Source organism: Acidobacteriota bacterium, assembly GCA_016196035.1.
In the GTDB taxonomy this organism is placed as follows: Bacteria; Acidobacteriota; Blastocatellia; order RBC074; family RBC074; genus JACPYM01.
This window is the reverse complement of sequence record JACPYM010000059.1, coordinates 18,152-31,891: the sequence shown is the minus strand read 5'-3', so window position 1 is coordinate 31,891 and position 13,740 is coordinate 18,152. Positions and strand designations below refer to the sequence as shown.

The window sequence follows — 13,740 nt, the reverse complement described above, 5'->3', positions numbered from 1 at the left end:
CCTCAACCAAAAGGCTGGTCAATCGAAGCGCTTTGTTTCGTGAAGAAGCGCGCGCCGTCTTCGGTAATGTACAAACAATCTTCGAGCCGAATACCGAACTCGCCGTAAATCGCGATCATCGGTTCGTCGCTGAAACACATGCCGGGTTGGAGTTTGGTTTTATTGCCGCGCACGAAGTTCGTCCATTCGTGTCCGTCCAGGCCGATGCCGTGGCCGGTGCGATGCGGCAGTCCGGGCACTTTGTAATCAGGGCCGAAGCCCGCCTCGGTGATGACCTTGCGCGCGGCGGCGTCCACCGCTTCGCAGGCCGCGCCCGGTTTGGCGGCGGCAAAGGCGGCGTCCTGCGCTTTACGCTCCAGGTTCCAGATGTCGCGCTGCCGTTGCGTGGGCTTGCCGAAGACGAAGGTGCGCGTGATGTCTGATTGATAGCCTTCGACGTTGCAGCCGCCATCCATCAGCACCACATCGCCTTCTTTCAACTGCTGCGGCTGTATGCTGCCGTGCGGGAAAGCGGTGTATTGCCCGAAGCCGATCAATGCCGAGCCGGAGCTGCCGAGCGCGCGAAAGGCCGCGCTGACCTGTGCGCCGAATTCGTATTGCGTCATGCCTTCTTTCAAGGTCGCGGCAGCGTTCTTGAACGCGGCGAGGGTGATGTCGTTGGCGCGTTGCAGCAGCGCGATTTCGGCAGGCGACTTGATGACGCGACAACCCACCGTCACCGGATCGGCGCTCACATAATCCAGATGTTTCGCCTCTTGCCGGATGCCATCAAACAGGAAGAAGCGCACGCGCTCTTCCATGCCGATGCGGCCCGTGCGAATCCCGCGATCTTTGAAAATGCCCGTCACAACTCGATACGGACTTTCGTCTTCTTCCCAGGCGCGGATGTCTTTGCCAAAGCGAATCAATTCGCGGGCGCGCGCTTCTTCAAACTTTGGCGTGATCCAGGCGATTTCGCCGCGCGCGGGAATGACGGCGGCAAACATGCGTTCGCTGTTTCCCCACCGCACGCTCGTGTAATAGAAGAGGCTAGAGCCGGATTCCAGGTAAATCGCGTCAATCTTGTTTTCGACCATCAGGCGTTGCGCCTTTTCGATGCGGGCGCGGCGCTCAGCGTCGGTAATCGGCACGACCTTGTCGGCAAGCGCTTGGGGCTGGCCAATCGAATTCGGCAGCGGATTGGCGCTGATTTCAGCCGCGGCTGCCGACTCCTCAACATATAGGGCGGCCAGCCCAGCGGCCCCTGCGGATAAACGTAGAAAGTCTCTGCGGTCTACACACATAAATGGTCCTCAGGTAAGGGTTGAAAAGCTGCGTGTCATTCCCGGCGCCAGGGCCGGACGATGTATTTGATTGCGGTGAATTGTAGTGCGCGGATCATCCTCCGCGCCATGCCGATTATCTTGAAGAAAATAAAGATGAGTTGGATGTGATTAGGCAGAAGCCACCTGAATCTCCCGGCAATTTGCGCGGAGGTCAGCGCGGCTGGTGACACGCGCCGGTTGACGGTCTATGATCCCCCGCAAAATGTCTGACCAATCGTCTGTCACCATCACAAAAATCGCAGCTTTGAAGCGCACCGCGCTGTTCGGCGAACTGGCGGAGTCCGAGTTGACCGCCTTGGCGGGACACGCGGTCGAACGGCGGCTGGCGCGCGATGAAATCCTGTTTATCGCGGGCGATGAAGCGCAAGGCTTATTCGTAATCTGCGCCGGCGCGCTGCGCGCTTTTCGCGAAGGCGTGGACGGACGCGAACAGGTCATCCACGTCGAGCGCGCGGGCGCGACCATTGCCGAACTGCCGGTCTTCGACGACAAGCCCTACCCTTCAACCGTGGCGGCAGAGGAAGAAACGGTGGTGCTCTTTTTGGACAAGCGCGAGGTCAGGGCGCTTTGTTTGCGCCACCCGCAGATTGCACTCGCCGGGCTGAAAATGCTGGCCGGACGTTTGCGCCGTTGCGCCGAACTGGTCGAGGCGCTTTCGCTGCACGAGGTTGATCAGCGGCTCGCGCGCTGGTTGCTGAGCGAAGCGCGTTTGCGCGGGGCGAAACAGGGGCAGACGCTCACGGTCACCCTGTTGCTCACCAATCAACAAATCGCCGCGCGCATCGGGTCAGTACGCGAAGTCGTTTCGCGCGCGCTGAATCGGCTGCAAAACAATGGCTTGATCGTGATTGAAGGGCGCGTCATTAAAATTGCGGACGAAGCGGCGTTGGCGGTCTATGCCGAAGGGTAACGCCTAGTCACAGCCAGCCTCAGTGCCGTAAATTTCCCCAAGGCCGCGCGAATTATTCCCCAATCGCCAGGTCGTAATCTTTCCCGTTGTCGCAACTGCGCTTGTGCCAACAGCACGTCCCTGTCGCCCCTCTACCGGAATCAAATTTGCTGCAAGCCATTTTCGCACCTTCAAACCGAAGGCAATGCAATATGAACTTACGAACGAATTTACGACTTCCCAAAGAGCATGGCGCATGGGCCATGCTCTATGTGCCCTTTGTGCTGGGCTGGCTGGTAGCCGGGAAACTTTCCTGGTCAGTGCTTTGGCTGTTTTGCGCTGTCAGCGCGCTGTTTATCTCGCGCGAGGCCTTGCAAGTCTGGTGGCGGGCGCGCACCCGTGGGCGCTCAGCGCCGCAAGAAGCCCGGTTGTTGCTGGTTTATCTGGGCAGCGCGGCGCTGTGTGGGCTGCCATTGTTGCTGACCGCACGGCTCTATTGGTTATTACCGTTGGGCGGTCTCGGCGTCTTGCTGCTGCTCATCAACGGCAAGCAGGCCACGCAATTGGAAGCACGCACGGTCGGCAGCGAATTGCTGGCGATTGGGGGACTGACCTTGACCGCGCCAGCGGCATTTTATGCGGCGCGCGGTGTGTGGCAACCGACGGCGCTCTGGCTTTGGTTGCTAAGCGCGCTGTATTTCGCCAGCAGCGTCTTTTACATCAAGTTGCGCATTTATCGGCTGAACCCGCGCAAACAGGACGAGCAAAGACGTGCTTGGCAAAGTTGCGCGGTGTATCACGCCTTTTTGCTCGCTGCGTTGCTGGCCTTGTGGCTGACGGGCAGTTTGTCGTTGTTTGTGCTGGTCGCGTTTGCGCCAGTGCTCGCGCGTTCGCTCTGGAGCCTGTTCAAACCTGTCACGCAGGTCAACTTGCGGCGCGCTGGCTTTATGGAGATCGGCTATTCCATTATCTTTCTGGTCTGTTTGGCGTTGAGCTTTTCAGCGCGCTGAGGTACGCCGGTTGACACAGTACCGCGTGCGTCAGCAAGCGGCGCGTCTGCCCTGGCGGAACACGGCACATTCACGATTTCCCGCTTGCTGACGCGCGCGGTACTGCCTCATCGCGCAAAGCGGCGCGCGCGTGCGCTCGCCATCACCCTTCTTCCAACACAAAAAAGCCCGTTTCGCCACCGCCCGATGTCACATTGACAATTGGCGAATCGGACAGCCGCACCATCGCGCCTTCGACTTCGCCGCGAAAAATGAACGGATTGGTATCCACGTACATCGGCTGTAGATTCCAGGTATATTCGTTAAAGATGGGGAATTCTTCGGTCTGCAACGCCAGCACCTCTTGTGCGACGTAATCGCTGGCCAGCGCCCGCTCTAACGCCTCATCCCATTCCGCTATCGAAGCGCTTTTGCCAAACAACAAGCCGCGCCCGCCGTAATCATCGTTCGGTTTCAGAATGAATCGTTCGCGCTCACGCCGCAGCAATGCGAGCAGGTCATATTCCTGCTCGCCGTATTGCACTTTGCGTTCGGTCACACGCCGCGTCCACGGAATGCTGTGTGCGATGACGCGCAAGGCTTCCGCCGAAAACCAGCGGTGATAAACCTCGTCGGTCAGAAACTCGAAGCTCGCTTTCTTGTGCAGCAGCTTGCAACGGAAGGGATTGATCAGACAGACGGCGTGGTCGCGGTAGGCTTGCAGCAACGGCTGCGTTTCGTCATAACGCGCCAGGAATTCGTTGTAGATGACGCGCTTGTAAACCAGATCAATCTGAAACGCGCCGCGCCGCAGCTTCTTCCCGTGGCCACCGCTGTATTCCAATTCATCCGGCGCGCAAATGACCGCGGGCAAGCCGCTGCTGACCAGATAATTGCGCAACAGCACAAATTCGTGTTCGGTCGGCAAATCAGGCCAATCCAGAATGGCGATGTGCGGCGCGCCGCTGCCGCCCCATTCGCGCCAGGTCGTCAGCAAAGCGTGCAGCAAGCCGGCCACTGGGGCGAACTGGCGCAAACGGTAACGTTCGGCAAACTGTTGCAGCGCGCGCAATTCAAACAAAACCTGATTCAAGCCCGCTTGATCGGTCAGGCTCGACGGGTTCTCGGCGTTGTATTCGACAAACTTCAATTCGTCGCCCAGGAAAAAGCCATCCAGCCGCGAGGTAATGGTGGCGTGCTTGTAGCCGGGATCAATCCGTGCCAGACGCCGCTCCAACTCGCTCAAACCCATGCGTGGCATCAACGCTGGCTGCTCCAGCAAAGCCGCAGCAATTTGCTCGAACGCCCCCGCCAAGACACGCGACCGATAGGTCAACAGGTCGTATTGCCTGCGCGTCAGCAGATGAGGCCGCAACGCCACACCGATTTCGCGCTGTCCATAAAGCAAACGGTTCGTGTTCATCGCCGCTTTCAGCCGGGCGAATAAGTCCGGCGTCAACCCTTCATCTGCCGCCAGAAATTCGTGGTATTCAGAAATCGCCTTTTCACGCATACACGGTTGAGCAACAAATGCTGTGCCGTGTACACTGCCGCTGCTGCAATCCAATCTGCTTCCGACACAATTTCCATCAACAGGAGCGTCTGCAATGAAACTCTTCCGCTTCGCCCTTCTCGCGTTTTTGCTCGCGGCCCTGGCTTGGCCGCAGGCCTTTGCCCCCAGTGCGCAGGCTGATACCAAGGCGAAAGCCCAAAACACCAGCCTCGCCAAAGTCGCGCAATCAGTCACGATTTACCGCGACACCTGGGGCGTGCCGCACGTTTACGGGCCGACCGATTACAGCGTGATGTTCGGCTTCATCTACGCGCAATGCGAAGACAATTTCTGGCAGGTCGAAGACAGCTACATTCAGACGCTGGGCCGTGCGTCTGAGGTTTATGGCGAAAAATCGCTGGGCGCTGACCTGACCAACCGCGCGCTCGAAGTCGTCAAACTCTCGCAGGCCGAATACGCCAAGCTCAGCCCGGCGATGAAACAGCTTTGTCAGGCGGTGTCGGACGGCTATAACTACTTCCTGGAAAAGAACCCGCAGGTCAAACCGCGCCTGCTGACCAAGCTGGAACCGTGGGCGGTCGTGGCCTTCGAACGCTTCGCGGAATATCAACTTTTCATATACCGCCGCGCCGGTATCAAAGAGGCCGAGACGCTCGCAGCGATCCCCGAAGTCGGTGCAAAGACCGCGCAGCTTCTTCCAAATCCGCAATCCGCCAGCCGCCAGCCGCAAGCGGAAGAAGAGAACGATGTCTGGAATGCCGGGCTGGTCGGTTCCAACACCTGGGCGATCACGCCGCAAAAGAGTGCAACCGGCCACGCGATGCTGTTCATCAATCCGCACCAGCCCTTTTTCGGCCCCGGCCAGTGGATCGAAGGCCACATCCACAGCGCGACGGGTTGGAATCTTTCAGGTGCGTCGTTTCCCGGTTCGCCCTTCCCGACCGTCGGCCACAACGAGAACATGGGTTGGAGCCACACCGTCAACACGCCCGACATTTACGACGTGTGGGAAGAGCAATTCGACGATCCGGCCAAGCCGCTCAATTACAAATACGGCAGCGGCTACCGCACCGCGACCGAATGGACGGATAGCATTCAAATCAAAACCGACAGTGGCGTCGTGACCAAAACCTTCAAATTCCGCAAGACGCATCACGGCCCGGTGATGGGGATTCGCAATGGCAAGCCGCTGACGGTGCGGATGGCGATGTACGAAGAAGGCGGTCAGATGGAACAGCGCTTCGCGATGGGCCACGCGCAAAACCTGAAAGAGTTCAAAGCCGCGATGAGCAAGACCGCCGTGCCCATGTTCAACACGATGTACGCCGACCGCGCGGGCAACATCTGGTACGTCTATTACGGCGCAGTGCCGCGCCGCGACCCGCAATTCGATTGGTCGAAACCCGTGGACGGCAGCAATCCGAAAACCGAATGGCAGGGCTACCACAAACTCGAAGAGTTGCCGCAAGTCGAGAACCCCTCGACCGGCTGGGCGCAAAACTGCAACGCCACGCCCTTCCTGGCGACGGCGGAAGGCAGCAAAGACAATCCCGACGCCGCCAAGTTCCCCGCTTATATGGCCCCTGAAAAAGACGGCCCGCGTTCGCGCAGTTCGCGCCGCGTGCTGAGCGAAAAAGCCAAATTCAGTTTTGATGACTGGGCGCAGGCGGGTTTTGACAACCGCTGCATCGAGGCCGAAACGCTGGTGCCATTGATCGCTGCCGAATGGGAAAAGCTGAAAGCCGCCGACGCGGTCAAGGCCGAAAAGACGGCTGAGGCCGTGCAGATGCTGAAAGCCTGGAATACCCGCATCGAAGCAGATTCGGTCGCCGCGTCGCTGTTCTCGCTGTGGGCGTACTCGCGCGCGCAACCGCAAGCCAGGCAGATGACCAAGTCGCTGCCCTTCCCCGAAACCGCCGTGCTCGAATACGTGATGAACAACATCGCGCAAGCCTGGGGCACCTGGCGCGTCCCGTATAGCGAGATGGTGCGCATCCAGCGCGTGCACACGAGCGGCACGTTGGAAAAATTCGATGACAACAAACCCAGCCTGCCCGTGCTGGGCGGTCCTGGCGAGTACGTCGGCACGGTGTTTAACTTTTACACGCCTTTTGACACGCCGATTGCGAAGGGCTTGAAGAAGCTTTACGGGCAAGTCGGGCACTCGTTCGTCAGCGTCGTCGAATTCGGGCCGCAGGTGCAGGCGCGTTCGCTGCTGCAATTCGGCGAGCGCCATGACCCGCAATCGAAGCATTATTTCGATCAGGCCACGTTGTATTCCAACCGCCAATTCAAACCGGCCTGGTTCACGCTGGAAGAGATCAAGGCAAATCTCGAAGCCGCGTATCACCCAGGTGAAACGGCTTTGGCGAATGGCGCGGCCAAGGCAATGAAAGCGGCGGGCGGAAAATAAATACTTTGAATTGGCGAAGCCTTTGGAGTGCGTGCGGCACAGGCCGCCGCTTTGGTATGCCTTCAACAATTAGCCAAAGAAGGGCATACCAAAGCGGCGGCCTGTGCCGCACGCACTCCAAAGACGCTGCGCGTCGAAAGCGGCGAGTTAATGCACAAGCATCTGTGGCCTATTTGCTTTGCGCACAGCTTTCCTTATGATGCCTACCAGCACAGAACGACTCCCCCTCCCAATTGAAAAGCCGAAGCAATCTCCTTTCGTCGTGGAGCAATACCCATGATTATTGCCATCCAAAAACTCGCCTTGCCGTTTTTGTTGTTTTCCTGCTTGACCATTGCGTTGGCGACTGCGCAAGAAGCGCCAGCACCTGCCGCCAAAGGCAAAAGTAAGAAAGCGAAAGACGCCAACACGCCACAGGCCGTGAAGCTCAGCAAGAGCAAACCGGTCGAGGGCACGCTAACCGCCGGCCAAACGCAAACGTACCGGCTCAAGCTCAAGGCCAACTATTTCGTCAGCCTCGCGGTCGAACCGCAAACTTCGCCACTCAGCATTGCCGTGCTCGCGCCCACAGGCGAACGCCTAATCGAGACCAAACGCAAAAGCGGTGAGAAGGCCGCCCAACCGGTTTCCTTCATTGCCGACAGCGCGGGCGAATACATGCTTGAGCTACACTCCACCGAAAACGAGATTGGCGAAGGAGCCAAGCAAGCGGCTGGCAAAGAAACAAAAGCCGCCTATCACCTGGCTATCGCCGAACGCCGCGCCGCCACCGCCGCTGATCGCACACGGCTGGCCGCCGACCGGCTCTTGCGCGAGGCCAAGCAGTTGCGCGCTGACAAGAAACCCGAAGCATTGCCGTCCGCGCGCGAAAAACTGCTGGCCGCGCTCAAGCTGCGCCACGAGGCGCAGGAACGCGCGGGCGAAGCTGTCGTCCTGCATGAACTCGGCGAAGTCGCCAGCGAGTTGAAAGAGTTCAAAGAAGCACTCGATTACTTTCAGCAGGAACTCAAGTTGCGGCAGGAACTCAACGACCGCAAGGGCAGCGCCGACGCCACCGAAGCAATGGGCGAAGTCCACAACGCCAACGGTCAGTTCCGCGCAGCCATCCCCGTGCTGACGCAAGCCAAAACGCTTTTCCACGAACTTGGCGAGAGCAAAGAAGAAGGCATCACGACGACCAACATCGCCATCGCCCATTTCCAACTGCGTGAATATCAACAGGCCAACGAAGCTTACGAACAGGCGCTGCCGCTGACGCGCGCCGCCCAAGACCGCGCGACTGAGACCGCCGTGCTTTATCAAATGGGCCGCGTGCAAGAAGCGTTAGGCAAACCGGAACTCGCGCTCGACGCTTATAACCAATTGCTGGCCGCGCACCGCGCCGACAAAGATCAGGCGGGCGAAGCCAATATGCTTTACGAACTGGGCGAATTCTTTTACGTCATCGGCAAATGGGCCGAGGCGCGCGACCAGTTTTTGCTGGCCTTGCCGCTGCTGCACGAATTGAAAAAAGACGGGCAGGAAGCGATGACGCTCAACTATCTGGGCGTCGTCAACAAATCGCTCGGCGAGAAACAGACAGCACTCGATTATTACGACAAGGCGCTCGCCCGCAGCCGTGAACTCAAAAACCAACGCTTGGAAGCGACCGTCATCAGCAACGTCGGCGCGCTCTATAATTCATTCGGCGAACGCAAAAAAGCGCTGGCGCAATACGATGAGGCGCTGCTCTTGCGCCGCGCCGTCAAAGACAAAAACGGCGAGGCCAACACGCTGAACAATATGGCGACCGTCTATGCCGACCTGGGCGAGAACCAACGCGCGCTGGATTGTTATCAAGCAGCGCTGGCGCATTGGCGCACGACCACGCAACAGCGCAACGAAGCCATCACACTGCAAAACATCGGGCAAACCTACGACCGGCTGGGCGAGAAGCAATTGGCCTTCGAGCATTTTCAGCAAGCGTTGGCGGTCGCCCAAAAGCTAAAGCTGCTGCCCGTGCTGGCCCCCACGCTCACCAACATCGGTTCGCTCTATCTTTCGCTCGGCGACCGCGAACAGGCGTTGCAGTATTACCAGCAGGCGCTGGCCTTGACGCGCGAGATGGGCGCGAAGACGTTTGAGGCCGAAACGCTGCACGTGCTCGGCTATTGGTATTACGAAGCGGGCGAACGCGAACAGGCGCGCGAGATTTTCAGCGAGGACTTGAAACTCTGGCGCACGCTGCAAGACAAGGGCGGCGAATCGAACACGCTGGCCGCCACCGGCTTTGTCGAACGCGAACTGGGGCACACCGACAAGGCGCTGGAAATTCTCACGCAGGCGCTGGCGCTGCACCGCGAAGTCGGCAATCGCGGTGGTCAGGCCGACACGCTCTCGCATCTGGCGTTGACCTATCGCGTGTTGAACCAGCCCGCGCAGGCGCGCGCGGCGTTGGCCGATGCGCTGGCGCTCGCCCGCGACATCAGCGATCCCAGCCGCGAGATCAATACGCGCTATCAACTGGCGCGGCTCAATGCCGAAGAGGGTCAACTCGACGAAGCCCGCACGCAACTCGAAGCCGCGCTCGGGTTGGTTGAAACCGTGCGCACCAAAGTCGCCAGCCAGGATTTGCGCGCCTCCTATTTCGCCACCGCGCAAAAGTACTACGACCTTTACATTGACGTGCTGATGCGCCAGCACGAAGAGAACAAAGACGGCGGCTTCGACGGCCAGGCCTTGCAGGCCGCCGAACGGGCGCGCGCGCGCGGACTGCTGGACAGCTTGAATGAAGCGGGCGCGAACATTCGCAGTGGCGTGGACGCCGGATTGCTGGCGCGCGAAAGCAATCTGCAACAACGCATCAACAAATGGGCCGATGCGCTGACGCTGGCGCGCACCGATGAACGAGTCGCCGAAGCCAAGCGCGAACTCGATGCGCTTTATGTCGAGTACCGCGACGTGCAAACGCAGATTCGGCAAAACAGTCCGCGTTATGCCGCGCTGACGCAACCGCAGCCGTTGGCGCTGGCCGACATTCAAAAGCAGGTGCTGGACGACGACACCGTGCTCTTGGAATTCGCGCTCGGCGAGCAGCGCAGCTATCTCTGGGCCGTCACGCCGCGCACCATTCACAGTTTCACACTACCCAACCGCGCCGAACTCGAGACCGCCGCTCAACGGCTTTATCAGCTACTGACAGCGCGCGACACCAAACAGCGCCTGACCAACCCGGTGCAAGTGAATGGCCGCGACGCCACGCCCGCCGAAGCGGACGCCGCGTACTGGCGCGAGGCCGAACCGCTCAGCCGCGCGCTGCTCGGCCCCATCGCGACGCAGTTGCGCGGCGTATGGAAAGACAAACGCCTCTTGATCGTGGCCGATGGCGCGTTGCAGTTTTTGCCGTTCAGCGCGCTGCCGCTGCCGAAGGATGAAGGTGGAAGGATGAAGGATGAAAGGCGAACGCGGGTTGCGCAAAAACGCCGTACCGCCCCTCATCCTTCATCCCTCATCCCTCATCCCTTAGTCCTCGATCACGAAATCGTTTCCCTGCCCTCGGCTTCGACGATGAGCGTGTTGCGGCAGGAATTGAAAGGGCGGCAACCTGCCTCAGGCGCGGTCGCGGTGATCGCTGATCCGGTGTTTGAATCCGGCGATGAACGTGTCAAAGCGCACGTGGGTGCGCCAGCCGCCAAGGCGGATGAACCGGCGGCCGCAACCAATCTGACGCGCGCGCTGTTTTTGAAAAAGCTCGGCACACAAGGAGGCCGCATCCCGCGCCTGCCCGCCACACGTGACGAAGCCGAACGCATCGTTGCTGCTGCCTCTGGGGCCGCTGCCTCTGGGGCCGCTGCCTCTGGGGCCGCCGCCTCTGGGGCCGCCACGCCAAAGAGTGTGGACAACGACGTCTTTCGCGCGCTGGATTTTCAGGCGAATCGGGCGACGGCGACTTCGGGCGAATTGGGCCGCTATCGCATCGTGCATTTGGCGACGCACGCCTATTTCGACAGCGAACGGCCCGAGCTTTCGGCGATCCTGCTTTCGCTGGTGGATGAAAACGGCCAACCGCAGGACGGTTTTTTGCGCGCGCACGAAGTCTACAATTTCAATCTGCCAGCGGAACTGGTCGTGCTGAGCGCGTGCGAAACGGGGCTGGGCAAACAGGTGCGCGGCGAAGGGCTGATCGGTTTGACGCGCGGCTTTATGTACGCCGGGGCCGCGCGCGTCGCCGTTACATTGTGGGCCGTCAGCGACAAAGGCACGTCGGAACTGATGGCCCGCTTTTATCGCAATCTCTTGCAAGACAAACAACGCCCCGCCGCCGCCTTGCGCGCGGCCCAGATCGCGCTCTGGCAAGAGCAACGCTGGCAAGCCCCGTATTACTGGGCGCCGTTTGTGTTGCAGGGCGAATGGCGCTGAGTTGTCTTGGGCCACTCTGGGTAAGCACTGCTGCCAACGTGCAGCCTTGGGCCAGGGCCGCTATTCTCCATGCTTAGGCCAAGCGGTGCTTAGGCCAAGCGGTGCTTAGGCCAAGCGGTGTTTAGCCAGTCTGGCCGCTGCCTCAGAATGAAGAATTGAGAATAAAGAATGGAGAATGCGTTGCTTAAAAGCCTACGGGCCAGCCGCATTACGCACACCCTTCAATTATTTCACCCTGTGCCTAGTCCGCACGCTGGCAGCGGTGCGTACCCAGAGAGTAAGATGCCGCGCGCATGAGCCGCACCATTCTGTATGCACTTACCTTTATCGCGTTAGGCTTAATTACAGCTTCCTTGGGGCCGACGCTGCCTGCGTTGGCTGAATTCACCGGCACGACGACCAGCCAGATCAGTTGGCTGTTTGTCGCCCGTTCCACCGGCACCATCACCGGGGCGTTGGTGCTTGGCAAGCTTTATGACCGGGCGGCGGGGCATCCGCTCCTGGCGGGCGCATTGTGCACCGCGGCAGCCGCGCTGGCGCTGGTGACGCAATTACGCTGGCTGGGCTTGCTGTGGCCTGTTTTTGTGCTGGTCGGCCTGGCTTCGTCAATGGTCAACGTCGGCAGTCACGCGCTGATCGCGCGCGCGCACGGCACGCGCGTGGGGCCGCATTTGAGCTTCATCCATTTTGCCTACGGCGTAGGCGGCTTGGCGGCCCCGCTGCTGGCCAAACCGTTTGCCGGACGCGTTGACGCGGTCTGGTGGACATACGGCGCACTAGCCGGGTTTGTCGTTCTGACCGCGTTGCCGCTCGGCGCCGTCGCCAGCCCGCCACCGCCGCCACACGCACACCAACGCGCCCAGGCCATCGTCATGGATCGAACCATCGTGTTGTTGCTGCTGTTTTTCTTTTTGGAAGTCAGCGCGGAGGGTTCCATCAGCGGCTGGATTTTCACGTATGCGACCTTGCGCGGCGTCAGCACCGAGACGGCGTTTTATGTCAATTCGGCCTTCTGGGCGGCCTTCACCTTGGGACGGCTGGCGGGCATCCCGCTGGCGCTGCGCTTTAGCGAACGCCGCATCGTGACGGCGCATTTGCTCGGCTGGCTGGCGCTGCTGGCGCTGGTGTTGAGTTGGTCAAACGCCACGGCCGCATTGTGGCTTTGCGCCGTCGGTTCGGGCCTGGCGATGGCCCCGGTCTATCCGGCAATGATGGCGTGGACGCAACGCACCTTCCATCTGTCGGGGCGTCTCGCAGGCTGGGTATTGGTCGCCTCGGCCCTGGGCGCGATGGCCCTGCCGTGGATGATCGGTCAACTCTTTGAGCGCAGTGGCGCGCAAGTCTTGTTATGGCTGGTGGGCGCTGATTTGTTGGCGACGCTGGCGGCGCTGGCCTGGTTGTTACGGCACATACGACAGCAGGCGGCTGAAGCGGTGACGCCTTCCGCCGCTGAACTCCTGCCCGACATTTACGAGCCTTGAGAACTCAGCTAACATCGCGCACGTTGAGGTCGCTGTAGGCCGTGGCATTGGAGATTGGAGATTGGAGATTGGAGACGGGACATGGCGGATCGCAGATGGCGGATGGCGGATGGCGGATGGCGGATGGCGGATGGCGGATGGCGGATGGCGAATTTTCTAACCTCCGAAGGTTATTTCGCGTTTGTTATGATTGAAATCAAGTTCACTGCCAATCTCCAATCTCCAATCTCCAATCTCCAATCTCCAATCTCCAATCTCCAATCTCCAATCTCCAATCTCCAATCTCCAATCTCCAATCTCTATTCCGCATTCTAAAAATGGCTGGTTATTCAGGCACGCCCTTGCCGAAAAAATTGGGCATCAAAGAAAAGCACCGCGTGGCGCTCGTGAATGCGCCCGTTGGTTTCGCGGCGACACTGGGCACATTGCCCGCCGCAGTCGAAATCGTGAAGCAGATGCGCGCGCCGTTGGATGTCATCGTCTTCTTCACCAAAAGCGAAAGCGAGTTATGGAAGCGTTTTGGTGAACTGGCGGCCAAGCTCAGCCCGGCGGGCGGGCTGTGGGTTGCCTGGCCCAAGCGGGCTGCGGGTGTGGCGACAGACGTGACGGAAACTGTCGTGCGGCGCGTGGGCTTGGAATCGGGCTTGGTGGACAACAAAGTTTGCGCGATTGACGAGACCTGGTCGGGCCTGCGCTTCGTCATTCGCGTTAAAGACCGGTAACGACTTTCCC

At 59.9% G+C, this 13,740-nt stretch carries 8 protein-coding genes; 6 read left to right on the top strand and 2 right to left on the bottom strand.

The genetic code is table 11. The annotated features are described in order from the left end of the window. Positions 1-2: 2 nt before the first annotated feature. Complete coding sequence (locus HY011_17825; GenBank protein MBI3424798.1) at positions 3-1,283, bottom strand: aminopeptidase P family protein; 1,281 nt, start codon at positions 1,281-1,283, stop codon at positions 3-5. Positions 1,284-1,527: 244 nt separating this feature from the next. On the opposite strand from HY011_17825, the gene HY011_17820 reads away from it, so the two are divergent. Together HY011_17820 and HY011_17815 are read left to right on the top strand one after the other, a co-directional pair. Then, the gene (locus tag HY011_17820) at positions 1,528-2,235 is read left to right on the top strand and encodes a Crp/Fnr family transcriptional regulator (GenBank protein MBI3424797.1); all 708 of its coding nucleotides are present in this window, start codon (positions 1,528-1,530) and stop codon (positions 2,233-2,235) included. Positions 2,236-2,426: 191 nt separating this feature from the next. Beyond that, the gene (locus HY011_17815; protein MBI3424796.1) at positions 2,427-3,224 is read left to right on the top strand and encodes a YwiC-like family protein; all 798 of its coding nucleotides are present in this window, start codon (positions 2,427-2,429) and stop codon (positions 3,222-3,224) included. A 142-nt stretch (positions 3,225-3,366) separates the two neighbouring features. On the opposite strand, the gene HY011_17810 is transcribed toward HY011_17815, so the two are convergent. Further along, positions 3,367-4,716, bottom strand: coding sequence for a glutathionylspermidine synthase family protein (locus HY011_17810; protein MBI3424795.1), 1,350 nt, complete (start codon positions 4,714-4,716; stop codon positions 3,367-3,369). Positions 4,717-4,810: 94 nt separating this feature from the next. Between HY011_17810 and HY011_17805 the strand changes: the two genes are divergently transcribed. The 4 genes from HY011_17805 (at position 4,811) to HY011_17790 (ending at position 13,730) form a co-directional block, all read left to right on the top strand. After that, positions 4,811-7,129 (top strand): penicillin acylase family protein, encoded by a 2,319-nt coding sequence (locus HY011_17805; GenBank protein MBI3424794.1) that lies wholly within the window; start codon positions 4,811-4,813, stop codon positions 7,127-7,129. A gap of 276 nt (positions 7,130-7,405) precedes the next feature. Next, a complete protein-coding gene (locus tag HY011_17800; protein MBI3424793.1) occupies positions 7,406-11,527 on the top strand; it encodes a tetratricopeptide repeat protein in 4,122 nt (1,373 codons plus the stop codon). 293 nt (positions 11,528-11,820) lie between these two features. Next, a complete protein-coding gene (locus tag HY011_17795; protein MBI3424792.1) occupies positions 11,821-13,008 on the top strand; it encodes an MFS transporter in 1,188 nt (395 codons plus the stop codon). Between the two features lie 317 nt (positions 13,009-13,325). Continuing rightward, positions 13,326-13,730, top strand: coding sequence for a DUF3052 domain-containing protein (locus tag HY011_17790; GenBank protein ID MBI3424791.1), 405 nt, complete (start codon positions 13,326-13,328; stop codon positions 13,728-13,730). Positions 13,731-13,740 lie beyond the last annotated feature (10 nt).

Coding starts and splice junctions, on each gene's coding strand:
- HY011_17800 (MBI3424793.1), top strand. CDS start 7,406: ATGATTATTGCCATCCAAAAACTCGCCTTGCCGTTTTTGTTGTTTTCC.
- HY011_17795 (MBI3424792.1), top strand. CDS start 11,821: ATGAGCCGCACCATTCTGTATGCACTTACCTTTATCGCGTTAGGCTTA.
- HY011_17810 (MBI3424795.1), bottom strand. CDS start 4,716: ATGCGTGAAAAGGCGATTTCTGAATACCACGAATTTCTGGCGGCAGAT.
- HY011_17820 (MBI3424797.1), top strand. CDS start 1,528: ATGTCTGACCAATCGTCTGTCACCATCACAAAAATCGCAGCTTTGAAG.
- HY011_17825 (MBI3424798.1), bottom strand. CDS start 1,283: ATGTGTGTAGACCGCAGAGACTTTCTACGTTTATCCGCAGGGGCCGCT.
- HY011_17805 (MBI3424794.1), top strand. CDS start 4,811: ATGAAACTCTTCCGCTTCGCCCTTCTCGCGTTTTTGCTCGCGGCCCTG.
- HY011_17790 (MBI3424791.1), top strand. CDS start 13,326: ATGGCTGGTTATTCAGGCACGCCCTTGCCGAAAAAATTGGGCATCAAA.
- HY011_17815 (MBI3424796.1), top strand. CDS start 2,427: ATGAACTTACGAACGAATTTACGACTTCCCAAAGAGCATGGCGCATGG.